Here is a 25,344-nt window from a genome sequence, read left to right on the forward strand (position 1 = left end):
CGGGCGTCGAAACGTCCATGCACGACCCTCGATCGACCATGTGCCGGCCCACATGGGCGGCGTACCGTGGACGGCGTGACCGACCTGAACCACCCGATCGTGCTGCCCGAAGCCCCCGCCGCCGAACGCGCGGCCATCGAGGCCGGCGGCGTCGCCTGCTGGGAGGCCCCGCTCACGATCGACACCTACGAGCCCGCAGAGCCCGATCGCTATCCGCTGTTCCTCGAGCGGCGCGTCTACCAGGGGTCGAGCGGGACGGTCTACCCCATCCCGTTCACCGACCGGATCCTTCCCGGCCGGACGCCGCGGGCCTGGCGGGCGATCCACCTCGAGAATCGGTGGATCCGGCTCGTGCTGCTGCCCGAGCTCGGCGGCCGGATCCACATCGGCTACGACAAGACCCGCGACTACGACTTCTTCTACCGCAACAACGTCATCAAGCCCGCACTGGTCGGCCTCGCCGGCCCGTGGGTCTCGGGCGGCGTCGAGTTCAACTGGCCGCAGCACCACCGACCCGCGACGTACCTCCCCGTCGACACCTCCATCGAACGCGACGAGGACGGCTCGGTGACGGTGTGGCACAGCGACCTCGATCCGCTGCAGCGCATGCGCGGCAGCCACGGCATCCGCCTGAGGGGCGACTCGGCCCTGATCGAGCTGGAGGCGCGGCTCGTCAACCGGACCGACGTGGCGCAGACGTTCCTGTGGTGGGCGAACGTCGCGGCACGTGCGCACGACGGCTACCAGTCGTTCTTCCCGACGGATGTCCGGTACGTCGCCGACCACGCCCGGCGGGCGATCACTGCGTTCCCCGCTGCTGACCGCCCCTACTACGGCGTCGACTACCCGGCCCTCGCCGCGGAGCGCGCCGGCGCCGACCGCATCGACGTCTCCGCGAACATCCCGGTGCCCACGTCGTACATGATCACGGACACGGCCGACGACTTCTTCGGCGGCTACGACCACCGGGCCGGCGCCGGCTTCGTGCACTGGGCCGATCGCGCGATCGCGCCCGGCAAGAAGCAGTGGACCTGGGGCGACGGCGACATCGGCCACGCCTGGGACCGGCACCTCACCGACGGCGACGGGCCGTACGTGGAGCTCATGGCCGGCGTCTTCACCGACAACCAGCCCGACTTCAGCTGGCTGCTGCCCGGCGAGACTCGCACGTTCCGCCAGTACTGGTACCCCATCCAGGACATCGGCCCGGCCGTGCAGGCGACGCTCGACGCCGCGATCGGACTCGAGGTCGACGGATGCCGCGTGCGGCTCGGCGTCGCGACGACGGCTGCGCATGCGGCGGTCCACGTCGCGCTCCGACGCGACGACGTCCCGGTGCGCAGGTGGACGCCGGCCATCGGGCCCGGCGGTCCGTTCATCACCGAGCTCGAGCTGGAGGCACCCGCTTCGCGGGATGACCTCACCGTCGAGGTGACGCTCGGCGACCGCGAGCTCGTCGCATGGCGCGCGCATCCGGCGCCGGCCGGCGAGCCGTGGGTCGCGACGGAGCCGCCTGGGCCGGCGGAGATCGAGAGCGCCGACGAGCTCGTCCTGACCGGCCTCCACCTCGCGCAGTACCGCCACCCGACCCGCTCGGCAGAGCCGTACTTCGCGGAGGCGGTGGCGCGCGACTCCGGCGACTCCCGCGCACGCCTCGCCCTGGCCCGCCTGGCCTGGGATCGCGGGGAGCTCGACGTCGCCCTGGACCACCTCGACCGCGCCGCGGAGCGCCTCACGCGCCGGAACCTCAATCCCGAGCGGGGCGACGTGCACCTGCTCAGGGGCCTCGCGCTCGAGCGGCTCGGGCGGCTCGTCGACGCGGCCGACGCCTTCGGGAAGGCCTCGTGGGACGGCGCCCTCGCCCTGCCCGCAACGTTGGGACGCGCGAGGCTCGCGATGCGGGCCGGCGACGCCACGGGTGCGCTGTCGTTCGCCGAGGCCGCGGCGCGCGCCGATCCGGCGAGCGCCCAGGCCGTCGCCGCCCGGGTCGTCGCGCTTCGCGCGCTCGGACGCGATGGCGCGGCATCCGAGGCGCTGGCGGCCGCCCGTGCGGCCGACCCGCTCGACCCGCTGCTCGCCGCACTCGACGACGCGCTCGCACCGGCCGACCCCCGCACGCTGCTCACGATGGCGCACGAGGTGCACCGGATCGGCGACGCCGGGCGCGCGATCCGCCTCGTCCGTCGGGCCGCCGCGTCCGCGCCCGGCCCGTTCGGCAATCCGGCGCCGCTCGCCGGCTACGCGCTCGCGGCCTTCCTCGACGACGCCGGCGACACGGAGGGCGCGCGAGCCGCACGCGCCGACGTCCGCCGCGCGGATCCACGTCTCGCCTTCCCCTCGGGACTCGACGACCTCGGCGTGCTCGACGCGGCCCTGGCGGCCGACCCGTCCGACGCCCGCGCGAACGGCTACCTCGGCTGCTGGCTGCTCGATGCGGGCCGCGTCCATGACGCCCTCGTGGCGCTCGAGGCCTCGATCGCCGGGGGCGTCGGGGATCCGGTCGTGTGGCGCAATGCCGCCGTCGCCCTCGTCAACACGGGCGGCGACCTGCGTACGGCCGACGCGCGATACGCGCGGGCCATGGAGCTCGCCCCCGACGATGCGCGCCTGGTCTACGAGCGCGACCTGTTGAGCGCGGTCCGCGGCTCCCGGCCCGAGGATCGCCTGGCCGCGATCGAGCGGGCGGGCGCGGGCGCCCTGGTGCGCGACGACCTCGCGATCGAGTACGCCGGGCTCCTCGTCGACGTCGGCCGCCCCGGCGAGGCGCTTGCCTTCATCGAGGACCGGGAGTTCCAGCCGTTCGAGGGTGGGGAGGGACGGGTCATCGCCGCATTCGATCGGGCATCCGCCGCGGTGGCCCGCGAGCTGCTGGTCACGGATCCGCGCGCCGCCCGCGACCTGCTCGCTAGCGGCATCCGCGTGCCCGAGCACCTCGGCGAGGGGCGCCACCCCGCCGACCCCGTCGCAGAGCGCTTCGTGCTGCTCGGCGACGCCGAGCTGGCCTGCGGCGAACGCGATGCGGCGGAGACGGCCTGGCGACGGGCACGCGACGTGCACGGTCCGCTCGCGGCGGGCACGACGGTGGTCGACGGTCGGGACGCATGGGTCGGCGTCGCCCACGTCCGACTCGGTGAGCTCGACGAGGCCGAGCGCGTCTGGGCGAGCCTCGAGGCGCGCGCGGCGGAGCTCGAGGCATCCGCCGATCGCGTCGACTACTTCGCGACGTCGCTGCCCGAGCTGCTGCTGTTCTCGATCGACACCGCGGAGCGCAGGGCCGACGACGCGCGACGGCTGCGCGACGCGGCCGCGCACGGCCGGCTGCTGTCGACCGCGATCGCCGAGGAGGCGCGGGCATGACCGAGCGCTACCTCGGAACCCCGGCGATGCCCGCCGCGCCCGACGGATCGCTCACCGGGCCCCTGCCAGAGCACCTGCCCTCCCGCCTGGCGGTCTGCCTCTGGGACTTCTCCTGGTACACGAGGGCGGGCTCGGGCGAGCCGTTCGAGGACGTCGACCGGGCGATGGCCGAGTCGGTCGACCGCGGCTTCAACGCCGTGCGCATCTGCGCGGCTCCGCTGCTCGTCGCGGGCGGCCTGGGCCTCGACGACCTCGCGGCCGGCCTCGACATCGAGGGATTGGGAGCGGCGCCGACCGGGGGCTTCTACGGGCAGCGCACCCGGTGGTACGACGCGCCCGGGGGCTATCGGCTCGACGTGCGGGCACGGCTGTTCGAGCTGCTCGCCTCCGCCCGCCGCCACGGCGTCGTCGTGATCCTCGCGAGCTGGGAGTACCAGCAGTCGACGTCGTTCGCCGCCGACCCGCGGTGGTTCGAGACCATCGACGCGGTGCCGCTCGAGCGCCGCTACGACGTGCTCGCCGAGGCGTTCGCGCGCCTGCTCGATGAGATCCGCGCGGCCGGGCTCATCGACGTCATCGCCTTCACCGAGCTGCACAACGAGGTCGACTTCTCGATCCTTCCGCCGCTCGTTGCGGGCGGCGCGGACGCCATGGAGCGGCTGCGGACGCGCCACCCCGACCAGCTCGTCACCGCGAGCTACGGCAAGCCGCCGCACCTCGCGATGCATCGGCTCTCGAACGGGCTCGACGTGGCGCAGTTCCACGTGTACAGCTACGGCGTGCTCGACGCCCTCCAGCGCCGCATCGACATCCGCTCGGAGGGCACCGAGGGCTTCCCGAACCACGAGCTCCGGGCCCTCCTGCGAGCGGATGCACCCGCCTTCGGCGAATACGGCCGTCCGAAGCCGTGGAAGCTCGACGCGACGGTCATCACCGACCAGATGGTCTACGGCTACGACTGGATCGACGCCGGCAGGTGGGACGCCTGGCTCGACGACCAGTACGACGAGTACCGCGAGGTCATGCTGCGCGAGATCGAGTCGCGCGTCATCGCGATCGCGGAGTGGGCGCGCTGGCGCGGCATCCCCGCCGTGGTGGGCGAGGGATGGGTGGGCTACACGCCGCGCGACGGATGGTTCGAGGAGGGCGCGGCCGGCCTCGCGCTCGCGGAGCACGGCATCCGCACCGCGCTCGAGCACGGCGTCTGGGGCGTCGTCCCTGGCTCGAACGCCGCACCGCACCATCCGATGTGGCGGGAAGCCGACTGGATGCGGCGGGTGAACCGGACCATCACGGAGGCGGGCGGCGCATGAGCGCCTCGGCGCCGTTGCGCGTGATCCATCGGCCGTGGCCCTCGCCGACGGCCCGACCAGCGATGTCGAACGCCGTGGATCGCCACCGACGCATCGCGCTCACCGACCAGTGGATCGAGGTCGACGGCCGTCCGGCCGTGCCGGTGTCGGGCGAACTGCACTTCTCGCGCGTGCCGCGACGGGAGTGGGCAGAACGCCTGCGGCTGCTCCGGTCGGGCGGCGTCACGATCGTCTCGACGTACCTGTTCTGGATCCACCACCAGCCCACGCCCGACGCGCCGCCGCGATTCGACGACGGGCTCGACGCCGGCGCGTTCGTGGACCTCGCCGCCGCATGCGGGCTCGACGTCGTCGTGCGGATCGGCCCCTGGTGCCATGGTGAGGTCCGCAACGGCGGCTTCCCCGACTGGGTGCAGGCCGCCCCGGTCCGGCATCGCACCGATGACCCCGGCTACCTCGAGCTGGCCTCCGGCTGGTACGCCCCGGTCGGAGCGGAGCTGGCCTCGCGATGCGGCCCCGACGCGCCCATCGTCGGGATCCAGCTCGAGAACGAGCTCATCGACCAGCCCGGCCACCTCGTGACCCTGAAACGCCTCGCGAGGGATGCCGGCCTGTCGGCGCCGCTCTGGACGGCGACCGCGTGGGACGGCGCCGAGCTCCCGGAGGACGAGGTCCTGCCCGTCTACGGCGGCTACGGCGACGGCTTCTGGTCGGACGCGGATGCGCCGTGGGCGCGCGGGTTCCGCGCGCAGTTCCGGTTCTCGCACGAGTGGGACGACCCCGGCATCGGGGCCGACGTCCGGGGTGCGTCCGCCGGTCCACGGCCGCCGCGACCGCGCGACCCGCGATTCCCCGCGGCGACGTGCGAGCTCGGCGGCGGCATGGCCACCGCCTACCACCGTCGGCCGGTTCCGAGTGCCGACGACGTGGCCGCGGTCGCGCACGTCAAGCTCGGCAGCGGCTCGGCCTGGCAAGGGTACTACCTGGCCGCCGGAGGCCTGAACCCCGGCGACGGCCTCCAGGAGTCGCTGGCGACCGGGTACCCGAACGACCTGCCGCGGTTCGACTACGACTTCCACGCGCCGATCGGCGCCGCAGGCGTGCTCGCGCCGAGTCACGCCGCGCTCCGGCTCCAGCACGCGTTCCTCGAGGCGTTCGGCGATCGCCTGGCCCGCATGACGTCGAGCCTGCCCGAGGCGCTGCCCGCAGACGAGGACGACGTGGCGACGCCGCGCTGGGCGCTGCGGTCCGACGGCTCGTCGGGCTTCATCTTCATCAACGTGCATCGGCCGCACGAGCCCCTCGAGCCGGTGGCAGGCGCCCGATTCGAGCTCCGCCTCGCAGACCGCGAGGTCGTGCTGCCGGCGGAGCCGATCGACCTCCCGAGCGGCACGATGGCACGATGGCCCATCGGCCTCGAGCTCGGCGGGGTCCTGGTGCGCTGGGCCACCGCCTCCGCCGTCACCGTCCTCGACGGCGACCTGCCGACCCTCGTACTGCTCGCCGACGACGGAGTACGCGTCGAGCTGGCGGTCGGCGACGACCTGGCGAGCCACGAGCCACCGGAGGAACCGACGCTCCATCGCTTCGGAGCGCTCGACGTCCTCGTGCTGCCGGCCTCGGACGCGCATCGGCTCTGGGTGCTCACCGACGACGAGACGCGCCGACTGCTGCGCTGCGAGCATCCGCTGTGGATCGAGGACGGCTCGCTGGTCGTGCGCGGGTCGGTCGAGCCCATCGTCGAGGAATGGGATGCCGGTGCCGGCGACTTCCGGCGCGTGCCGTTCGGGGCGGAGGTCGAACCACCCGTGGTCGCCGCGCCGACCGGGATCCCGCTGCGCCCCGCCGCCGACGTGCCGGTCCGATACGGCGGCACCCCGCAGCGCACGGCCGCGCCGGATCCCGCAACGGTGAGCGAGCTCGCGTCCGCCTTCGTCCTCGACGGCCTCCCCGAGCCGCGCCCTGGCGTGCGCAGGGTGCTCGCCGTGGACTGGGCGGGCGACGTCGCGACCCTCGAGGTCGACGGCGAGGTCACCGCCGACCGCTACTGGGACGGCACGCCCTGGCACGTCGACCTCGACGCGATCGACGCCGCCTCGCCACGCACCGCGACCCTGCGCATCCTGCCGCTGCATCCCGAGGCGCCCGTTCGGCTCGACGAGGACGCGGCGGCTCGCCGGGCCGCGACACCCGGACCGCTCTGCTCGCTCGACGCCGTTTCAGTCGAGCAATCGGTCCGGTGGCGCGAGCGGACGTGAAGCCGCCTACTCGCGCATGAGCATCGCCTGCGCCTCGCGCTCCAGGTCGACGAACGGCTCGCCGCTGACGTCGACCCGCACCCGGTGCAGCGTGCCGCCCGTGAACGGCCAGGGCGCGGTGCCGGGATAGTCGTCGGCCACGGGCGCGCCGCTGTCGCGTCCGACCGTGAGGCCCTCGCCGGCGATCGAGAACTTGCCCGGCTGGGTCTTGATGCGGGCACTGCCCACGGCCCGTTCGCCGTGATACAGCGTCAGCGTGCCCGTAGCGACATGCCCCTCCTCCCCGTCCTTGTCGAACGCGGCGGCGATGATCAGCTGCTCGCCGATCGGCAGGTCCTCGGTCGCGTCGACGCGCTGCTCCATCACGCCGACGAAGTTGTTGACGTAGTGGAGCCGGCCGTCCCGGACGTACAGCGCGTGCCCGCCGAACTTCGACCCCTGCGCGAAGATCACGCCGGCCGCACCCGGTTCGGGGAGGTCGACGAGCGCGCCGATGACGAACGAGCGGTTGCGGATGTTGACGGCCTGCGACTCGGGCACCTCCCCCATGTCGGGGAAGTAGACGTAGCGGTCCCGGGGCGGCGAGAGCAGCGGCCTGGGCGTCAGCAGGATCTCGAGCGCCGACCGGTCGTCGAGCGGGAACGCCTGGTTGCGCCCGGCCTCGGCGAACCACAGGTTCACGAGCTCGCGCACCTTCTCGGGGTGCTCGGAGGCGAGGTCGTGCAGCTCGGCCCGGTCGACGTCGGTGTGGTACAGCTCCCACTCGTCCTCGTTGAACCGGCTCCAGCCGCTCAGTGTCGGGTGGTTCGTGATGGCCTTCCAGCCGTCGTGCCAGATCGCGCGCGAGCCGAGCATCGAGTAGAACTGGGTGCGTCGCGCCGTGGGCGCCGCGCCGTCGTCGAGCGAGTACCGCATGCTGACTCCGTCGAAGGTGCTCTGCTCGTGGCCCTTCAGCCGGTCGGGCGCCTCGACGCCGAGCAGGTCGAGGATCGTCGGCACGATGTCCACGGCGTGGTGGTACTGGTCGCGGATCTCGCCGCGCGCGGTCGACCCGGCCGGCCACGAGATGATGCACGGATCGCACGTGCCGCCGTTGAACTCGTAGCGCTTCCACATCTTGAACGGGGTGTTGAACGCCATGGCCCACCCGTTCGGGTAGTGGTTGTAGGTGTTCACGCCGCCGAGCTCGTCGAGCATCGACAGGTTCTGCTCGATGTCGTCCGCCAGGCCGTTGGCGAACTTCATCTCGTTGACCGAGCCGTTCGGCCCGCCCTCGCCGCTCGCGCCGTTGTCGGACACGACCACGACGACCGTGTTCTCCCGCTCGCCGAGGTCGTCGAGGTAGTCGAGGAGGCGGCCGATCTGGTGGTCGGCGTGCGAGAGGAATCCGGCGTACACCTCGGCCATGCGCGCGAAGAGCCGCCGCTCGTCGTCGGAGAGGTCGTCCCAACGGCGAGTCTCGTCCATGATCGGGAACGGCGCACCGTCGGGGCCCGTCCTCGTCGCGGGAGTGCCGATCGGGTTCACGGGCGGCAGCTCGGTGTCGGCCGGCACGAGGCCGAGGTCCTTCTGCCGTGCGAGGGTCTCGCCGCGCAGCGCCTCGTAGCCGCCGTCGAACCGGCCGGCGTACCGGTCGGCCCACTCCTTCGGGGCATGGTGGGGGGCGTGCGCGGCGCCCGGCGCGTAGTACAGGAAGAACGGCTTCTCGGGCGCGATCGCCTTCGCGTCGCGGATGAACTCGATGGCCTTGTCGGTGATGTCCTCCCCGAAGTGGTAGCCCTCTTCGGGCGAGCGCGGCTGGTCGACCGGGTGGTTGTCGTAGGTGATCTCGGGGTACCACTGGTTGGTCTCCGCGCCGAGGAATCCGTAGAAGCGCTCGAAGCCGCGCCCGGTCGGCCAGTTGCGGCGGGTCGACGCGACGTTCATCTCGTCGTCGGGACACAGGTGCCATTTCCCGACGGCGTACGTGTTCCACCCGCGCTCGCCGAGGATCTCGGAGAGCATGCCGTTCGCCGGCGGGATGGTGCCGCTCGCGTTGGGGAAGCCGATCGCCGCCTCCGTGATGCACGCCATGCTGTTGCGCGTGTGGTTGCGGCCCGTCAGCAGGCACGACCGGGTCGGCGAGCAGAGCGCCGTCGTGTGCCACTGCGTGTACCGCACGCCCTCGCCTGCGACCCGCTCGATGTTGGGCGTGGCGATGGGTCCGCCATAGGCCGACATCGCCGAGAAGCCCACGTCGTCGAGCACGATGTACACGACGTTCGGCGCGCCATCGGGCGCCTTCGGCGGCTCAAACGGCGTCCAGTCGGGTTCCGAGTCGCGGATGTCGACGTTGACGATCCCGTCGAAGTGCGTGGCCATCATGATCCCCAGTCCCTCGCCGTCGCGACGACCGGGGTGCTGCCCGCGCAGCGTACGACTGCGGCATCGGCCCCCAGTGGCGGAGCGAGTCGGCCCGAGGCTACGCCCGTGACCGCACCCCTGCAAGGCACCCGAACGGGCCGCGAGACCCCGGCGACTCAGCCGGGCAGCACGAATGTCGTGACGGGTCGTCCGTCACGGGCGCGCACGGATGCCGCGGGCCCGTCGACGACCGCCACGATCCCGTCGGGCACCGCCCACGCGCGCCACCACGCGGCATCCGTCGCCTCGACCTCGCCGGCCTCGAGCACCCGGCGACCGAGCGTGTGCGGCTTGATCGCGGTCATCCACGACGCGACGCCCTCGAGCGCGCGACGCTGCACGGCCGGGATCTCGCCGGCCGCGGTCGGCCCGACGTTGAGCAGCAGGCGCCCGCCACGCGAGACGACGTCGGCGTACAGGCGCGCGAGCTCGCGCGGCGAGAGCGTCAGCGCCTCGTCCTCGACGCGGTTGTAGCCGAACGAGAATCCGAGGCCCCGGCAGTGCTCCCACCCGGGTTCGGTCTCGTGCTGGGTGTGCGCGTCGTACTCGCTCGTGCGGTAGTCCCAGACGTCGACGCCCCAGCGGTCGTTCACGATGCCGTCGGGCACCGCCGCGCGGTAGCGCTCGAGGAGCGACGCGATCGAGTGCGGCCCCGGGTCCTTGCCCGCGTCGGGCCAGTCGATGTCGTTCCACACCAGGTCGGGCGCGAAGCGGTCGATGAGGTCGGCGACGTGGCCGAACGCGTAGGCGTTGTACGCGGCATCCGTCGGCCGCAGGTCGGTCACGTCGGCCGTCGACCGGTGCGGTGGCAGGTCGGTGACGGCCCAGTCGAGTCCGCCCGAGTAGTAGATGCCGAAGCGCAGGCCCTCGGCCCGCACCGCGTCGGCGAGCGGCGCGATGAGGTCGCGGCGGGGTCCGCGCGCGACGGTGGTGAGCTCGCCCGAACCCGGTGCGTCCCAGAGGGCGACGCCGTCATGGTGCTTAGTGGTCGGCACGACGTAGTCGGCGCCGACCTCGCGGAACAGGCGCGCCCACTCGGCGGGGTCGTAGGACTCGGCCCGCCACGCGTCGAGGAACGCCTCGTATGGCGCGTCGCCGTACTCGCGGGCGTGGTGCTCCGCGGCGGGCGAGCCCGCGATGCGGATCGTGTTGGCGTACCACTCCGCGTACGCGTTGTGCGCGAACCACTCGTCGTCGGGCACCGCGCCGAGCGCGCCCGAGGGCTCCGCCCACGCGGGCACCGAGTACGGGCCCCAGTGCACGAAGATGCCCAGGCTCGCGTCCCGGGCCCACTCCGGGAGCGGCCGCCGGGACGGGCTCACGCGTCGACGTCGTGTCGGCGACGCGGACGCTCGGGCACCGCCACGATCGCCAGCGCCACGCAGCCGAGCGCCGGGATCACGAGCGGCACGAGCTGCCAGGTCACGACGCCCGCGAACACCGCGGTGGCCACGAGGTAGGCGGCGCCGGCCGGGTCCTGCCGCACCGCGCCGGGGACCTCACGCAGCGCGCCGAGCCAGCCGCCGCCCGGCGTCCAGCGTCCGGCTGCGGTGAACAGCGTGAGCGCGAGCGCCGCGAGCCCGACCCAGCCGACGGCCGCCACGACCGGGCCGCCGGGCAGCACGCCCGAACCGGCGAGGTCGATGTCGAGCGCCAGTACGAGGGCGAGCACGAGGGATGCCGCGCCGACGCCGATGCCGCCGACGAGGCCGGAGCGCACGTCCCGCCAGAACCAGGTGAGGCTCGAGTCGTCGGCCTTCAGGTAGCGGCGCAGGTGGCGCACGCCCGCCGCGAGCGCGGCCGGGAGCGTGACCACGGGGATCGAGACGACCGCCACGAGGATGCCGACGTAGAGCACCTCGCCGAGGAGCGAGAACGCTCCGCGGGCACCCGGGAACCGAGCCTCGTGCGCGGTCTCGCCGCGGGTGGGGCCGCTCCCCGAGAGGGCGGCACGACGTGCGACGCGGTCGACTCGTGACATCCGCTCGGCCCCCTAGCCCTTGAGTCCTTGGGTGGCGACGCCGGCGACGAGGAAGCGCTGGAACACGATGAAGAAGATCAGGATCGGCACGAGCGCGAGGAAGGACACGGCGACGGTGGCGCCGTAGTCGCTGGTGGACGTGGCGTCGTTGTAGAGCCGCAGCGCGATGGGCAGCGGGTACTTCTCGGGGCTGTTGATGTACAGCAGCGGGCCGAGGAAGTCGTTCCAGGTCCAGATGAACGTGAAGATCGCGCTCGTGATGAGGGCGGGCTTGATCAGGGGCACGATGATCGAGAAGAAGATCCGGATGTGCCCGGCGCCGTCGATGCGGGCGGCCTCGTCCATGTCACGCGGGATGTTCCGGATGAACTGCACGATCAGGAACACGAAGAACGCCTCGGTGGCGAGGAACTTGGGCAGGATCAGGGGCACGTACGTGTCCACCAGCTCGAGCTTCTGGAACATGATGTACTGCGGGATGATGATCACGTGGAACGGCAGCAGCAGCGTGCCGATCATCGCGGCGAACAGGATCCCGACGCCGCGGAACCGGATTCGGGCGAAGGCATACGCAGCGAGTGCCGATGAGATCAGGGTGCCGATCACGGCCATGATCGCGATGAAGAACGAGTTCGCGAAGAACTGGTACAACGGCGTGCCGGCGATGCCCTCGACGACCTTCGTGTAGTTGTCGAACGTCGGATTGTTGGGGATCAGCCCCTGGTTCTGGCCGAACTCGCTCGACGGCTTGAACGTGGCGAAGAACAGCCACACCAGCGGGTAGAGCACGATCGCGGTCAGCACGACCAGCACGACGAACCAGATCACGGTGTTGATCGTCTTGCGCTTGACCCGGCGCCGACGGGGCGGGGCGGTGGGTTCGAGGGCGTTCTCGACGACCTCGACGCGAGGGGCTTCGAAGGTGGTCATCGGTTCTCTCCGGCGTAGTGCACCCAGGACTTCTGGGTCTTGAACAGGATGAAGGCGATGATCGCGACGACGATCACCAGGACCCACGCCATGGCCGACGCGTAGCCCATCTGCAGGTCGGCGAAGCCGCGCTTGTAGAGGTACAGCGTGTAGAAGTTCGTCATGCCGGCCGGGCCGCCCGAGCCGTTCGAGATGATGTACGCCGACGCGAACACCTGGAACGCGTTGATCAGCTCGAGCAGCAGGTTGAAGAAGATCACGCTCGAGAGCATGGGGATGGTCACGTTGCGGAACTTGTGCCACGGCCCGGCGCCGTCGACCTCGGCGGCCTCGTAGAGCTCCTGCGGGATCTGCTTGAGCCCGGCGAGGAAGATCACCATCGGCGCGCCGAACTGCCACACCGCGAGCAGGATCATCATCGGGATGACGAGGGCGACATTGCCGACCCAACCGCCGATGTTGATGCCGAAGAAGCTGAGCGTGTCGTCGACGGGCCCGTCGGTGGAGAACATCGCGCGCCACACGATGGCGACCGAGACCGACGCGCCGATGAGCGAGGGGGCGTAGAACGAGGAGCGGAAGAAGCCCGAGCCCCGGTCGCGGTAGTTCAGCAGCATCGCCACGCCGAGCGCGGCCGCGAGCTTGATCGGGGTGCCCACGAGCACGTACACCAGGGTGATCTGCACCGACTGGATGTAGTTCGGGTCCTCCGTGAACATGCGCACGAAGTTGTCGAGGCCGATCCACTCGGGCTCGGTGAAGAGGTTGTACTTCGTGAAGGCGAGGTACAGCGAGAAGATCATCGGCCCGACCGTGAGGCCCAGGAATCCGATCAGCCACGGCACGAGGAACCCGTACCCGGCGACCGTCTCCTTGCGGTTGTGCGCCCGGCGGCCGGCGGTCGTGGGGACCTTGGCCTCGGCGCGGCGGACCTGGCGCATGGCCTTCCGCACGCTTCTCGACCCGGCCTCGGCCGTGACGATCGATTCGGTTTCCGTGCTCACTGTGGTTCTCCGGTTCCTGCGAGAAAACAGTACCCGGGCCCGGCGGGGGTGGTGCCCCACCGGGCCCGGTGTCGACTGCTTCCAGTGTTACTGGTTGAGGACGACGTCCATCTCGTCGAAGAACTGCTTCGCGGCGTCGGCGGGGGTGATGGTGCCGAAGCCGAGCTCCTGGCCGAGCTGGCGGAACTTCTCCTCCAGGCTGCCGTAGCCGACGATCGGCACGGGCGGGGCGTCGCCGAGGCGGTCCGCGATGGACTCCTCGTAGTCGGCGATCTGCTGGCCCAGCGGGTCGAGCTCAGCGCCCTCGAGCTGCGTCTCCGACGCGGGGATGCCGCGGTTGGTGCCGAAGGCGGCGCCGACCTCGGGCGCGTTCACGAGGTAGTTGAGCAGCGTGGCCGCGGCCTCGGGGTGCTCGGTCGTCGAGGCGATCGAGTGGAGCATCGAGGGCTTGAGGTACAGGTCCTTCGCGCCCTCCTCCGTCACCGGCGGGGCGACGAGGCCGAGCTCGGTGTAGTTCTCGCCGAGGTTGCCGAGGTAGCCGGCGCCGAAGTTGTCCCAGGTCAGCTCGCTCGTGGTGAGGGCCGTGTCGAAGCCGGAGAGCGGGTAGACCTCCTCGAGCTTCTGCTGCGGGACCACGACGCCGTTGCGGATGCCGTCGGCCTGCTCCCAGAACGCCGTGAGGTCCTCCTCGGTGAAGTTCGGCTCGCCGTCCTCGGTGAAGAGGTCGCTGCCCTGGGCGCGCTGCTGGATCTCGAAGTTCTGGATGCGGCCGGTGTAGTCGGTGCCGCCGAAGACGCTGCCCGCACCCGCGGTGGTGACCTCCTCCATCCAGGCGTCGTAGTCCTCCCAGCTGCCGCCGCCCTCGTAGTCCTCGACGCCGACCGACTCGAGCAGCGCGGGGTTCGTGTACATGCCCCACGCGTTGGTGGAGGTCGGGATGCCGGTGGTCTCGTCGCCGACGACGCCGATGTCGAGGATCTGCTGCGACAGCGGCTCGGTGTCGATGATGTTGCCGAGGTAGGGGCTCAGGTCGAGCAGGAGCCCGTTCTCCGAGTACTGGCGGAGGTAGGAGTAGTCGAACTGCATGACGTCGGGCAGGCCTCCACCGGCCGCCTCGGTCTGGCGCTTCTCCCAGAACTCGGGGAAGCCGAGGAACGAGGTGTTGACCGTGATGTTCGGGTACTCCTCGTTGAACGCGGCGATCGCCTCGTCGTACATCGCGGCGCGCACGTCGTTGCCCCAGAACGCGAAGTTCAGGGTGACCTCCTCGTCGGGGTCGTACGTGGCTGCCGCCTCGCCGCCGCCGCCGCCCGAGCAGCCCGTGAGCACGAGCGCTGCGCTCGCGGTGAGCGCTGCTGCGGCCGCCGCCATGCGGCGCTTGCGAATGTTGAACATCGTTGTCCTCCCGGAAACGTCTCTGTCTGCCTGGTGCGGGTTCACGCTGTGGGAAAGCGCTTCCCCAAATGTAGCCCCTCGACCCCATGGCGTCAACTGCGGAGGGAAAATCGTTTCAATTCGTTATCCGGATGCTGCGGCATCCGCTCATCGCAGGATTGAACAGGCTGGTCAGGGGCGGTTTCCGTCGACGCCCGCGTCGCGGTCGCAGACGAGCCGATCGTCCACAACCTCCAGTGGAGCGGCGAACACCGCGCTCAGGCGGGCGGCCGCGGCGTCGCTCGACCCGAGCTCCGAGCCGTCCCAGTAGGGGTGCGTGAAGTAGTAGAGCACGGCGCGATCCCCCTCGACGACCACGTCGCCGTGGCGGCCGAACGTCTCGTCGCCCCGCCGCCGACCGGGCTCGCCGAGGATCACGTCGTCGGGACCGCCCTGCCGCGTCCACGTGACGGCGTCCGTCGAGCGGTGCACGCCCATCCCCCGCCACTCGTCCACGAGCATCCACCACCAGCCGCCGAGCTCGAACACGTTCGGGCCCTCGTGCGGCCGGCCTCCGATCGCGCGGCCCTCGACCCGCCAGCCCGACAGGTCGTCGCTCACCGCGGCCCAGGTGGTCGATCCGTCGGCCTCGTCCTTGTACCAGAGCCGCCACCGCCCGTCGGGGCAGCGGGCGACGCACGCGTCGATCACGCGGTCGGAGCTCAGCGGCACCTCGCCGACGACCGTCCACCGCTCGAGGTCGTCGCTCGCGTACTCGACGATGCGGCGCGGATGGTCCCAGTCGGCGAAGATCCCGTCGATGACCGTGAGGTACATGCGGTACCGCTCGCCGTCGTCGATCACCTCGGGCGCCCAGTGCGTCTCGCCGCCGGCGCCGCCCTCGCCGAGCTCGAGCCCGGCCGCCGTGCCCGCGAACCGCCACTCCAGCGCGTCGTGCGATCGGGCGACGCCGATGCGCGTGCCGTGCACCCACGACACCCCGGGCTCGTCGACCGTCGCCCGCCGTTGCGTGAAGAACATCCACCACTCGCCGGTGTCGCGGTGGCGGATGACCGCGGGATCCGTCGCCCCGTCGTGCACGGGGTCGTGGAACAGCGCGTCGTCGTCAGGCACGACGGAGGTCGGTGATGGGGCTCTCCAGGCTCCGGCGGCGATCGGCGTCGGCCCGCAGGGTCTCGGGCGTCACCACGGAGCCGCCGTTCGACGCCGACGAGTAGATCGCCGTGACGAGCTCGAACGAGCGCGCGGCATCCGACGCCGTCGACGGCAGGGGCTCCCCGGAGGCGAGCGCCGCGTAGATGTCGCGCAGCAGCGGCGCGTGGCCGCTCGCCTCCTCGACCTCGGGCAGCGCCCACGCGGCCGCGACCTCGGGGTCGACGTGCTTCGCGGGCGTGATGCGCCAGTGCTCGTGACCGTGCCCGTAGAGGTGGTCGACCGTGACGGTCGCGTGCTCGGTGTCGATGCGGATGGTGCTCACCTCGCGCGCCGAGAGCGCGCTCGTGACGACGGACGCGACGGTGCCGCCGGCGAACGCGATGACCGCGGTCGAGACGTCCTCCATCTGGGTCTCGCGGTCGAGCCGCCAGAGCTGCCCCTGCACACTGGCCCAGTCGCCGAGGAGCCAGGCGAGCAGGTCGATCTGGTGGATGCCGAGCCCCAGGGTCGGGCCGCCGCCCTCGGTCGCCCACTTGCCGCGCCACGGCACCGCGAAGTACGCCGGGTCGCGGTACCAGAGCGTCTCGCACGTCGCCACGAGCGGTCGTCCGATCGCACCCGAGTCGAGGAGGGAACGCACGTGCGCCGCCGCCGAGCCGGTGCGCTGCTGGAACACGACGGCGAGGCGCCGGTCGTTGCGGGACGCGGCATCCGTCATCGCATCGAGCTCGTCGAGCGAGAGCGCGGCGGGCTTCTCGCAGACGACGTGGAGGCCGGCGTCGAGGGCGGCGATGGACTGCGCGGCGTGCACGCCGGGCGGGGTGCAGACGTGCAGCACGTCGGCGACGCCCGAGGCGAGCAGCTCGGCGAGCGTGTCGAACACGGTCGGCACGCCCCAGCGTTCGGCGAACGCGTCGGCGTGCGAGCGGTCCCGATCGACGACGGCGACGAGCTCGGCGCCGGGGGTCGCCAGGAGGACCTCGGCGTGGGCGTTGGCGATCGCCCCGGTGCCGACGATCGCGGCGCGGAGGGGGGTGGACTCGGTCATCGGTCTCCTCGGGTGGGGCCGGCTGCCGCCGGCAAGGTCTCGTAGCGGCGCAGCCGGCCGCACATGCCGAAGGCGGGCGCGTCGGATGCCTCGGCCACGCGTGCTGCGGCCAGTCCCGGGTCGGCGCCGGCCTCGAGCGCATCGAGGCGGTCGCCCGTCTCCCGGGCGACGGCGAGCGCGCCGGACTCCCAGCGCTCACGCCACTCGGGTACGCGCGGGCGCACGAGCGCGACGGCCCGCTCGTGCAGGCGGGCCAGCAGGTCGGAGTCGACCTCTCCGTCGTCGCCGAACAGCGCGCGGTAGCCCGCGACGGCGAGGTCGCGGCGCGCGACGGCGGCGGCCAGTCGATCGGCGTCGGATGCCTCGGGGCCCGGCAGCGCCGCGGCATCCGCGTACCGCCCGCGGTCGGCGAGCACCTCGTCGGGGAACGTCATCACCGCGTCGCCCGCCTCGGGGAGGCCGGCGTTCTGCATGATGACGCGCACGGCGAGCCCGCCGTCGTTCACCGCCCGATGGACGACGCCCGGCGCGAACCAGACGAGGTCGCCGGGCTCGAGTCGCCGCTCCGCGAAGGCTCCCGACCCGTCGATCGTGTGCAGCCGCCCGCGGCCGCCGATGACGAGGTAGGCCTCGGTCGAGACGGTGTGCAGGTGCGGCGTGCCGCCCGCGAGCTCGTCGGGCGCCACTGCGTCGTACACGTCGAGTGCGCTGAGGGAGGTCGCACCGGGGAACGCGGGCAGGCTCACGGCGCTCCCAAGAGCTCGGGCAGCCGCGCCGCGGCTGCGTCGGCGAGCCGCGCGGCACGCTCGGGGTCGCTCGAGCCGTCGGCGACGACGACCCCGTAGCGGAGCGCGAGGGTCGCCCCGGGCTCGACGACGTGCTCCTCGCTGAAGAACGGCGCGGGGCACAGGCACGCGAAGTCCTCGCTGCGCGCGAACCACTGCGGCGGGTGCTGCAGGTTGGCGGGGTCGTCGACCATCACGATCGTCGACGCGGCATCCGTCTCGTCGTGGCGCCCGCTGAAGCCCATCCAGGGCGCGCGCGTGCCCCGCAGCTCGTCGCCGCCGACGATGCCCGGCGCGAGCAGCTGCCCGCCCGTGAACGACCTCGGACCGCGCCAGAACAGACCGCCGTAGCCCGCATTCTCGCGTCCGCGGGTCGTGGGCGATCCGATCGGGATCGGGCGCTCGGTCGTGTTCGTGAGGCGCGTCGCGAAGCCGAGCAGCCACGCGGGGTCGTCGAGCACGGATGCCGCGAGCCTCCGTTCCTCGTCGAAGATCGCCTCGCCCGCCTGCGTGATCCACTCGAGGCGCTCGACGATGCGGGCGGTGCCTTCCCCGGCACCGACGTGCCCCGCGGCATCCGTCGCCTCGTCGGACCAGAACGCGACGTGCCGCTGCTCGCCGTTGTTCGGCAGCTGCACGTAGCCCTCGCCGCGCACGAAGGTGGGGCCGCCCCAGAAGTTCTCGTCGCCGACGACCGGCAGCGACCAGGCGATGCCCTTGTGCCAGACGTGGTCGTGCGGGCGGTAGAGCGAGACGAGTTCGCCGCCGAGCGTGCGGATCGGGCTGAGGTATGGGCGCGGCGACTCGTAGGTCGGGTGGTCGGGGCGGAACACGTACTCGGCGAGCACCGCGTCGCCCGCGCGCACGAGGACTCGATCGCCGGCCTCGTCGAAGCGGATGTCGGTCATCGGTCTCCTTCGGGTTCGTCGTCGATCCGTGCGCGCATCCGAGATCGTTCGGGAAAGCGCTATCCCAGCGTACACGGTCACCTGTGCGAGCGCGCGCGAAGTTGCTGCGTCCTCGATCGACGGTACCGAAGTGCCGAAGTGCCGAAGTGCCGAAGTGCCGAAGTTACGGAGTGACCGCCCAAGGCGGCTCGCACGGACCGGTCGGCGACCCGTTGAGGATCGGACGGAGGATCGGCGCCAGCGCCTTCCCGACCTCCAGCACGGCCTCGCCCGTCGGGCCGTCGCCGTTCCCGAGCATCGCGAAGACCGCACCCGTCTGCGGGTAGTAGGCGAGGTTCGTGCCGTATCCCGGCTCGGCGCCGGCGTGGGAGACGCTGAGCACGCAGCCCGTGGCCTCGTCGAACTCGACGCCGGCGCCGAGGCCGTAGCTCGCCCCGCTCCGACCGAAGTTCGGCGCGAGGTCGGACCACCGTCGGGCCTGCAGCTCGGGCGTCACGCCCGCGCCCTCGCCGAGGGCCTCACCCCACGCATGCAGGTCGTCGAGCGTCGACACCATGCCGCCGCCGGCCCAGCTCTGGCCGTTCGACCAGTCGACGGTGTCGACCGGCGATCCGAGTGCCGGGCAGAAGACGGAGTACCCGTGGGTGAGCGGCGCCGTGACCTGGCCGTCGGGCGCGAACCGGCTGCGGTCCATGCCGTACGGCTCGGTGATGCGGTCGTGGATGAGCGTGGCGAGGCCGGTGCCGGTCACCTGCTCGAGGATGCCGCCGAGCAGGTAGTAGTTCGTGTTGGAGTACTCGAATCCCTCGCCGGGCGCGAAGTCGGCTCGCGGCGTCGCCGCGCCGATCGCGATGAGCTCGTCGGGCGTCGGGATCCCGTGCGGGTCGGCGCAGATGCGATCGACCTGCGCCCGCCCGGACTCGCCGACGCCGCTCGAGTGGTTCAGCAGCATCCGCACCGTGATGCTCGACGCCTCGGGGAAGTCGGGATACCAGCGGTCGAGCGTGTCGTCGAGGCCGACGCCGAACCCGGCCTCGCCGATCACCTGCATCATGACGGTACTGACGATGGTCTTGGTGATGCTGCCGATCTTCTGCTGGTGGTTGGAGCCGATCGGCTCTCCCGTGCCGAGCTCGGCCTCCCCTCGCTCCGACACCCACTCGCCCTCACCGGGGATCCACACGCCGACGATGACGCCCGGCATCCCGGATGCCGCGAACCCCTCGTCGACCGCCGCCTCGAGTTCCGCGACCAGCTCGGGGTCGAGCGCGCCGGACTCCGCGGCGGGCGATTCGGTGGCGGACGGGGACGGCTGCGCGGCATCCGACACGGAGCCCTGCGACCCCGACCAGATCGTCACCGCGATGACGACGATCGCGACGACCGCGATGACGATCCCGGTCCACAGCAGCGCCCGGGGCCTCGGCCTCGCGCCGGGTGAATGGCCTCCTTCGGAATCCCCGTCGGGCGGCGGAACGTCGCGCCCGGCGCCGTGGCCTCCGGGTGCCGTCGGCTGGCTCATGGTGGATGCTACCGCGCCGCGATCGCGGTGCTGAAGGAACCTCATGGCCCCGGTCCGGGGGGTCAGCCGGCGCCGTACGACCCACGTTCGAGCTCGATCGGGCGTTCACGTCCGGCCACCCGCACCGTCGGCCAGCGCGGGTCGATCGTGAGCACCTCGAAGCCGGACGCCCCGAGCAGCACGGTGTCCTCGACCTTCGCGCCGGGCGCGGTGGGGTTCCACGCGAACGCCCGGCCCTCCTGCACCACGTCGGCGATGCCCGGCACCGCCCTCGGGTCGCGGCCGGCGTAGCCCGCCGCGCCGCCCTGGTGGTGGCGTCGCCACTCCTCGGGGTCGAACCCGTTCGCCGCGTAGGCCGCGGCGCCGGCTGCGAACACCTCGCCGAGCGTGGTGCCCGGCACAGTGGCGTCGAGGAACGCCGCCTCGACCACGAGGATGCGGCGCGCGGCATCCGCATCGCCCGGATCGGCCGGTCCGAACCGCACCCAGCGCGTCGCGTTCGCGATGAGCCCGTGCCGGCGTCCGCAGACGACGAGCATCGCCCGATCGCCGAGCGCCGCGTCCGTGGGCAGCGGATGCCGGTGGGCGAGCCGCGACCGTCCGGCGACGAGCGTCACGAGGGGGTCGATGCCGCGTGCCACGAGGTCGCCCGCGAGCCGTGACGCCACGGCGCGCTCGGGGTCGGACGGGACCGCGGCGAGCGCGGCATCCGTCGACGCCTCGGCCACCTCGCGGCAGAGCGCTCGGTAGCGGTCGAGCTCGGCGGGCAGCAGTCTCGCCCGGGCCGCTCGGAGCTCGGCGGCGACGTCGGCCTCCTCGAGATCGGCGATGCCGCCGGACGCGAGTGGCTCGTGCCAGGGCACCCGAGTGACGACGAGGTCGCCGGCGTCGCCGAGCTCCTCGTCGAGCATCCGGTCGGCCTCGTTGTCGAACACCCGGAGCTCGACGCCGTCACGCGTGACGACGGCCGCGACGACCGGATCGCCGGCGAGCGAGACGTGCGTGCGCGCGCCGTCGAGCACCCAGGCGAGGGCCGTGTGCGAGCGCAGCACGAGCGAATCGGCGCCGCGTCGGTCCAGCACCTCGACGAGGCGCGCGTGCTTGACCGCGCGATCGGCGCGCGACGGCGTCGACGAGGGCGCCACGGACGCGGCGAGGCGCGTCATGCCACGGGCGCCGTGCTGTCGCGCGCCTCGAGCCGCGGCCGGTACAGCACCGAGTGCTCGATCGGCCCGCCCGCGATGAGCGTGCGCAGGCGCGCCCACACCTGGGCGCCGATCTCGCCGCGCGGCACCGACATGCTCGTGAGGCTCGGCGTGGCGAACTCCGCCATGGGCACGTCGTCGAAGCCGGCGATCGAGAGGTCGCGCGGCACGTCGATGCCGAGTTGCCGGAGCCGCGTCATGAGCCCGAGCGCGACGAGGTCGTTGAAGGCGATGACCGCCGTCGCGCCGTCGTCGCGGGCGCGAAGCACGGTCTCTGCGAGCGCGTAGCCGTCCTCGAGCCGGGAGCCGCCGGGCACGCCGTCGATGCGGAGGTCGGGATGCACCTGCTCCGCCTCCTCCACGCCGCGGAGGCGCTCGGCGTTCGAGGCGCTCGTGGCCGGACCGCTCACGTACGCGAGGTGGCGGTGGCCGAGCCCGAGGAGGTGCTCCACGAGGTCGCGGATGCCGCGCACGTAGTCCACGCCGATGATCGGCACGTCGGCGTCGGGAAGCGGACGGTTCACGACCACGACCGGGGCGACCTGCGAGACGAGCCGGCGGAGCCGCTGCTCGGGCATGCGGGGCGCGCACAGCACGATCGCGTCGCACCGGTGCCGCGCCTCGATCGCGGTCGCCTCCTCGTCGTCGATCTGCTCGGCCGTGTCGGCGACGAGCACGCGATAGCCGTCGGATGCCGCGGCGAGGCTCAGCCCCTTGAGGATGCCCTGGAACAGCGGGTTCTCGAGGTCGGGCACGACCATGGCGATCGTGTCGTTGCGCCCGTGCACGAGACTGCGCGCGGCGACGCTCGGCGAGTAGCCGAGCGTCGCGATCGACGCCTGGACTCGCTGCACGATGGCCGGATCGACGGTCTGCTTGCCGTTCAGCACGCGCGACACCGAGGCCTGCGACACGCCCGCGTGCGCGGCCACGTCGGCGATCGTCGTGGCACGACTCCGCTCGCCCATGGCCCTCCTCTCCTGCCGCATCCCCCTCGTCGGCGGCAACGCCGGTCGGACGCTGGGGCGCCAGACGCCGCCGCCCGGGAAACCGGTTCCTCAGTGTACCCGCGAAGTTGCCCGGGACCGCCGAAGTCGCCTAGGCTCTCGTTGAGAAAGCGGTTTCTCAGACACGCATTGGAGGGCGCATGCTCGTCGTCGTCACCGGCTCGTCGGGCCGGCTCGGACGGAGCCTGAGCGCCGGGCTCGCGGCATCCGGGCACTCGGTCGTCGGCGTCGATCGGGCGCCGGCCGGACTCGACGGCGTGGACGAGCGCGTGCTCGACCTGCGCGACGAGCACGCGACGGGCGAGCTCGTCGACGCGCTCCGGCCCGACGCGGTCGTGCACCTCGCGGGCATCGCGGTGCCGTTCAGCGCGCCCGAGCGCGAGATCCTCGTCACGAACACGACCCTCGTGCACACGGTCTTCGCCGCCGCCGCCCGGGCCGGCGTGCGACGCGTGCTCGCCGCGTCGAGCCCCACGGTGGTCGGCTACAGCGCACCGACGTGGCGGGCCGCCGCCGTGCCCATCGACGAGACCCATCCGACGCAGCCCGCGAACGCCTACGCCCTGTCGAAGGCCGTGATCGAGGAGGCCGTCCGCATGTTCGCGCGCACGTCGTCGGGCGCCTACGGGTTCTTCCGCCCCTGCTACGTGATCTCGCCCGAGGAGTGGCGCGGAGCCCCCACCCAGCAGGGTCACACGATCGCCGAACGCCTCGCCGACCCGTCGCTCGCGGCCGTCAGCCTCTTCAACTACCTCGACGCCCGCGACGCCGCGGCATTCGTCGACGCGTGGCTCTCCGCGCCCGCCGACGTCGTCGACGGCGAAGGGTTCTACGTCGGCGCCGCCGACGCGCTCGCCGTCCGGCCGGTCGCCGAGCTCTGGCGCGAGTTCGCCCCCGCGCTCGGCGTCGGCGCCGACGCGCTGGTGGGCACGCGGCCCGTCTTCTCCGTCGACAAGGCCGCCGAGCGCCTCGGCTGGCGTCCCGAGCGCAACTGGCGCAGCGAGCTCGCTACCGCCGCGGCCGGCACCACCCCCATCGAATCGAGGGCATCATGACCGCACCCGCACCCGCCTTCGACGGGGTGCTGTTCTTCCCCGTGACGCCCTTCGACGCATCGGGCGCCGTCGACCTCGACGTGCTGTCCGAGCACGTCGCGTCGCGGCTCCCGTGGGGTCCCGGCGGCGTCTTCCCCGCCTGCGGCACCGGCGAGTTCCACGCGCTCGCGGCGCGCGAGGCGATCGACGTCGTGCGCGCCACGGTCGACGTCGTCGGCGGCCGGTTGCCCGTCATCGCCGGCGCGGGCGGACCGCTCGGGCACGCGATCGAGCTCGCGCGGGGCGCCGCCGAAGCCGGCGCCGACGGACTGCTCCTGCTGCCCCCCTATCTCGTCGCGGGCACCACCGACGGACTCGTGGCCTGGGTCGAGGCGGTCGCCGCGGCATCCGATCTGCCCGTCATCGTGTACCACCGCGGCACCGCGCGCTACACGGCCGACGCGATCACGCGGCTCGCCGCGAACCCCAAGGTCGTCGGCTTCAAGGACGGCACGGGCGACATCGGCCTCGCACAGGAGATCGTGCTCGCCGCCGAGGCGACCGGACGCGACCTGCAGTTCTTCAACGGCCTGCTCACGGCCGAGCTCAGCCAGGGCGCGTACCGGGGCATCGGCATCCCGCTGTACTCGTCGGCGGCGTTCGCGATGATCCCCGAGGTGGCGGCGCTGCACTACCGCGCCGACGCCGACGGCGACGAGACGACGCGGATGACCCTCCTGCGCGAGTTCTACACCCCCCTCGTGCGGCTCCGCGACGAGACCCCCGGCTTCGGCGTGTCCCTCATCAAGGCGGGCCTGCGGCTGCGCGGACTCGATGTCGGATCAGTGCGCCCGCCGCTCGTCGACCCCACGCCCGACCAGGAGGCGCGCCTCGGCGCGATCCTCGACGCCGGGCTCGCCCTCGCCGAGCGCCTCGGCACGGCGGCGGTGCAGTGACGGCGACCATCCGGAGCCTGCGCACGCGCGCGATCCGCGTGCCGCTCACGCGACCGTGGGGACCCGACGTGCGCGACCTCTCGCTCGTCGAGGTCGTCGTGGAGGACTCCACGGGAGCTGTCGGCTACGGCTTCTCGTGGACGCCGTCGATCGGCGCCGACGCGGTGCAGGCGCACCTCGACCACGACATCGCGGCGTTCGCGGTCGGTCGCGACGCCGACGCCGAGTCGCTGTGGCATCCGCTCTGGGCGCACCTCCACGAGGGCGGTGGCGGGGGCATCACCACCATCGCGATGGCGGGGCTCGACCTCGCGCTCTGGGATCTCGCCGCACGTCGCGCCGGCGTCGGCATCGCCGACCACCTCGGCCGCCGACACGAGACCGCCGAGGTCTACGGCAGCGGCGTCAACCTGCACTACCCGCTCGACGAGCTCACGTCGCAGGCCGAGCGCTGGGTCGCCGCCGGCTTCGACGCCGTGAAGGTGAAGGTCGGCAGCCCCGAGCTCGCGCGCGACCTCGAGCGGATCGCGGCCGTCCGCGACGTCATCGGGCCCGACCGCCGCCTCATGATCGACGCGAACCAGCGCTGGACGCTCGACCAGGCGGAGCGCGCGATCGGCGAGCTCGCCGCATACGACCTCGCCTGGATCGAGGAGCCGCTGCGCGCCGACGACCTCGCCGCGCACGTCGCGTTGGCCGAGCGCATCGAGGTGCCCGTCGCCCTCGGCGAGAACCTCCACACCCGATACCGGTTCGCCGAGTTCATCGACGCGGGCGCCGTCTCGATCGTGCAGCCGAACATCGTGCGGGTCGGCGGCATCACGCCGTTCCGCGAGATCGCGACCCTCGCCGACGACCGCGGCGTCGAGCTCGCGCCGCACCTGCTGCTCGAGCTCTCGGCGCAGCTCGCCCTGACCCTGCCCGGCGACCACCTGGTCGAGTCCGTCGAGGACGCCTCCTTCGAGGCCCTCGGCGCGCTCGCGTCGCCCTCCCCCGTCTCCGTGACGGGCGCCGAGGTGCGCACGACGGGCCAGCCCGGGCTCGGCATCCGCTTCAATTGAACGGGCACGGATGCCGCGACAT

General features: G+C 72.5%; 19 protein-coding genes. 6 read left to right on the top strand and 13 right to left on the bottom strand.

Annotated elements, in window-relative coordinates; genetic code table 11:
• Nucleotides 1-75 precede the first annotated feature (75 nt).
• Genes ACWEOH_RS03005 through ACWEOH_RS03015 form a run of 3 tightly spaced genes read left to right on the top strand, consistent with a single transcriptional unit; the run spans nt 76 to nt 6,928 of the window.
• Complete coding sequence (locus ACWEOH_RS03005) at nt 76-3,357, top strand: DUF5107 domain-containing protein (protein ID WP_452028120.1); 3,282 nt, start codon at nt 76-78, stop codon at nt 3,355-3,357.
• Nucleotides 3,354-4,670, top strand: a complete 1,317-nt coding sequence (locus ACWEOH_RS03010) for a cellulase-like family protein (RefSeq protein ID WP_452028122.1) — start codon at nt 3,354-3,356, stop codon at nt 4,668-4,670. Before ACWEOH_RS03005 ends, ACWEOH_RS03010 begins: the two co-directional genes overlap by 4 nt.
• Nucleotides 4,667-6,928: a beta-galactosidase gene (locus ACWEOH_RS03015; protein WP_452028123.1), complete on the top strand. Its 2,262-nt coding sequence runs from the start codon at nt 4,667-4,669 to the stop codon at nt 6,926-6,928. Before ACWEOH_RS03010 ends, ACWEOH_RS03015 begins: the two co-directional genes overlap by 4 nt.
• A 6-nt stretch (nt 6,929-6,934) precedes the next feature.
• Here ACWEOH_RS03015 and ACWEOH_RS03020 read toward each other — a convergent pair whose 3' ends face one another.
• The 13 genes from ACWEOH_RS03020 to ACWEOH_RS03080 all read right to left on the bottom strand — a co-directional run bounded on the left by ACWEOH_RS03020 (nt 6,935) and on the right by ACWEOH_RS03080 (nt 22,232).
• Nucleotides 6,935-9,289, bottom strand: coding sequence for an arylsulfatase (locus tag ACWEOH_RS03020; RefSeq protein ID WP_452028125.1), 2,355 nt, complete (start codon nt 9,287-9,289; stop codon nt 6,935-6,937).
• Between the two features lie 158 nt (nt 9,290-9,447).
• A complete protein-coding gene (locus ACWEOH_RS03025; RefSeq protein ID WP_452028126.1) occupies nt 9,448-10,653 on the bottom strand; it encodes an alpha-L-fucosidase in 1,206 nt (401 codons plus the stop codon).
• Nucleotides 10,650-11,312, bottom strand: coding sequence for a hypothetical protein (locus ACWEOH_RS03030; RefSeq protein ID WP_452028128.1), 663 nt, complete (start codon nt 11,310-11,312; stop codon nt 10,650-10,652). The genes ACWEOH_RS03025 and ACWEOH_RS03030 overlap by 4 nt, the downstream gene beginning before the upstream one ends.
• A 12-nt stretch (nt 11,313-11,324) precedes the next feature.
• The gene (locus ACWEOH_RS03035) at nt 11,325-12,242 is read right to left on the bottom strand and encodes a carbohydrate ABC transporter permease (RefSeq protein ID WP_452028129.1); all 918 of its coding nucleotides are present in this window, start codon (nt 12,240-12,242) and stop codon (nt 11,325-11,327) included.
• Entirely contained in the window at nt 12,239-13,183 is a 945-nt protein-coding gene (locus tag ACWEOH_RS03040; protein WP_452031828.1) for a carbohydrate ABC transporter permease, read from the bottom strand. Before ACWEOH_RS03040 ends, ACWEOH_RS03035 begins: the two co-directional genes overlap by 4 nt.
• A 150-nt stretch (nt 13,184-13,333) precedes the next feature.
• Complete coding sequence (locus ACWEOH_RS03045; RefSeq protein ID WP_452028131.1) at nt 13,334-14,641, bottom strand: ABC transporter substrate-binding protein; 1,308 nt, start codon at nt 14,639-14,641, stop codon at nt 13,334-13,336.
• Between the two features lie 171 nt (nt 14,642-14,812).
• Nucleotides 14,813-15,754 carry a family 43 glycosylhydrolase gene (locus ACWEOH_RS03050; RefSeq protein WP_452028132.1) on the bottom strand — a complete coding sequence of 314 codons (942 nt, stop codon included), beginning with the start codon at nt 15,752-15,754 and terminating at the stop codon, nt 14,813-14,815.
• On the bottom strand, nt 15,747-16,844 hold the full coding sequence (locus tag ACWEOH_RS03055; RefSeq protein ID WP_452028133.1) for a Gfo/Idh/MocA family protein: 1,098 nt from the start codon (nt 16,842-16,844) through the stop codon (nt 15,747-15,749). The genes ACWEOH_RS03050 and ACWEOH_RS03055 overlap by 8 nt, the downstream gene beginning before the upstream one ends.
• A complete protein-coding gene (locus ACWEOH_RS03060; protein ID WP_452028135.1) occupies nt 16,841-17,590 on the bottom strand; it encodes a cupin domain-containing protein in 750 nt (249 codons plus the stop codon). The genes ACWEOH_RS03055 and ACWEOH_RS03060 overlap by 4 nt, the downstream gene beginning before the upstream one ends.
• Nucleotides 17,587-18,537, bottom strand: a complete 951-nt coding sequence (locus ACWEOH_RS03065; RefSeq protein WP_452028136.1) for a DUF6807 domain-containing protein — start codon at nt 18,535-18,537, stop codon at nt 17,587-17,589. Before ACWEOH_RS03065 ends, ACWEOH_RS03060 begins: the two co-directional genes overlap by 4 nt.
• Nucleotides 18,538-18,700: 163 nt before the next feature.
• Nucleotides 18,701-20,059 carry a serine hydrolase domain-containing protein gene (locus ACWEOH_RS03070; protein ID WP_452028138.1) on the bottom strand — a complete coding sequence of 453 codons (1,359 nt, stop codon included), beginning with the start codon at nt 20,057-20,059 and terminating at the stop codon, nt 18,701-18,703.
• Between the two features lie 62 nt (nt 20,060-20,121).
• Nucleotides 20,122-21,225, bottom strand: a complete 1,104-nt coding sequence (locus ACWEOH_RS03075; RefSeq protein ID WP_452028140.1) for a M24 family metallopeptidase — start codon at nt 21,223-21,225, stop codon at nt 20,122-20,124.
• Nucleotides 21,222-22,232 carry a LacI family DNA-binding transcriptional regulator gene (locus ACWEOH_RS03080; RefSeq protein WP_452028141.1) on the bottom strand — a complete coding sequence of 337 codons (1,011 nt, stop codon included), beginning with the start codon at nt 22,230-22,232 and terminating at the stop codon, nt 21,222-21,224. Before ACWEOH_RS03080 ends, ACWEOH_RS03075 begins: the two co-directional genes overlap by 4 nt.
• A 179-nt stretch (nt 22,233-22,411) precedes the next feature.
• On the opposite strand from ACWEOH_RS03080, the gene ACWEOH_RS03085 reads away from it, so the two are divergent.
• Genes ACWEOH_RS03085 through ACWEOH_RS03095 form a run of 3 tightly spaced genes read left to right on the top strand, consistent with a single transcriptional unit; the run spans nt 22,412 to nt 25,322 of the window.
• On the top strand, nt 22,412-23,326 hold the full coding sequence (locus ACWEOH_RS03085) for an NAD-dependent epimerase/dehydratase family protein (protein ID WP_452028143.1): 915 nt from the start codon (nt 22,412-22,414) through the stop codon (nt 23,324-23,326).
• Nucleotides 23,323-24,261: a 5-dehydro-4-deoxyglucarate dehydratase gene (locus ACWEOH_RS03090; RefSeq protein WP_452028145.1), complete on the top strand. Its 939-nt coding sequence runs from the start codon at nt 23,323-23,325 to the stop codon at nt 24,259-24,261. Before ACWEOH_RS03085 ends, ACWEOH_RS03090 begins: the two co-directional genes overlap by 4 nt.
• On the top strand, nt 24,258-25,322 hold the full coding sequence (locus tag ACWEOH_RS03095) for a mandelate racemase/muconate lactonizing enzyme family protein (RefSeq protein WP_452028147.1): 1,065 nt from the start codon (nt 24,258-24,260) through the stop codon (nt 25,320-25,322). The genes ACWEOH_RS03090 and ACWEOH_RS03095 overlap by 4 nt, the downstream gene beginning before the upstream one ends.
• The last annotated feature ends 22 nt before the right edge of the window (nt 25,323-25,344 follow it).

This window comes from Agromyces sp. NPDC004153 (assembly GCF_053603635.1).

What these genes read in the sequence shown, in the direction of transcription:
- ACWEOH_RS03010 (WP_452028122.1), top strand. Translation starts at nt 3,354, where the DNA reads ATGACCGAGCGCTACCTCGGAACCCCGGCGATGCCCGCCGCGCCCGAC.
- ACWEOH_RS03080 (WP_452028141.1), bottom strand. Translation starts at nt 22,232, where the DNA reads ATGGGCGAGCGGAGTCGTGCCACGACGATCGCCGACGTGGCCGCGCAC.
- ACWEOH_RS03090 (WP_452028145.1), top strand. Translation starts at nt 23,323, where the DNA reads ATGACCGCACCCGCACCCGCCTTCGACGGGGTGCTGTTCTTCCCCGTG.
- ACWEOH_RS03075 (WP_452028140.1), bottom strand. Translation starts at nt 21,225, where the DNA reads ATGACGCGCCTCGCCGCGTCCGTGGCGCCCTCGTCGACGCCGTCGCGC.
- ACWEOH_RS03085 (WP_452028143.1), top strand. Translation starts at nt 22,412, where the DNA reads ATGCTCGTCGTCGTCACCGGCTCGTCGGGCCGGCTCGGACGGAGCCTG.
- ACWEOH_RS03055 (WP_452028133.1), bottom strand. Translation starts at nt 16,844, where the DNA reads ATGACCGAGTCCACCCCCCTCCGCGCCGCGATCGTCGGCACCGGGGCG.
- ACWEOH_RS03035 (WP_452028129.1), bottom strand. Translation starts at nt 12,242, where the DNA reads ATGACCACCTTCGAAGCCCCTCGCGTCGAGGTCGTCGAGAACGCCCTC.
- ACWEOH_RS03045 (WP_452028131.1), bottom strand. Translation starts at nt 14,641, where the DNA reads ATGTTCAACATTCGCAAGCGCCGCATGGCGGCGGCCGCAGCAGCGCTC.
- ACWEOH_RS03065 (WP_452028136.1), bottom strand. Translation starts at nt 18,537, where the DNA reads ATGACCGACATCCGCTTCGACGAGGCCGGCGATCGAGTCCTCGTGCGC.
- ACWEOH_RS03030 (WP_452028128.1), bottom strand. Translation starts at nt 11,312, where the DNA reads ATGTCACGAGTCGACCGCGTCGCACGTCGTGCCGCCCTCTCGGGGAGC.
- ACWEOH_RS03070 (WP_452028138.1), bottom strand. Translation starts at nt 20,059, where the DNA reads ATGAGCCAGCCGACGGCACCCGGAGGCCACGGCGCCGGGCGCGACGTT.
- ACWEOH_RS03040 (WP_452031828.1), bottom strand. Translation starts at nt 13,183, where the DNA reads ATGCGCCAGGTCCGCCGCGCCGAGGCCAAGGTCCCCACGACCGCCGGC.
- ACWEOH_RS03020 (WP_452028125.1), bottom strand. Translation starts at nt 9,289, where the DNA reads ATGGCCACGCACTTCGACGGGATCGTCAACGTCGACATCCGCGACTCG.
- ACWEOH_RS03015 (WP_452028123.1), top strand. Translation starts at nt 4,667, where the DNA reads ATGAGCGCCTCGGCGCCGTTGCGCGTGATCCATCGGCCGTGGCCCTCG.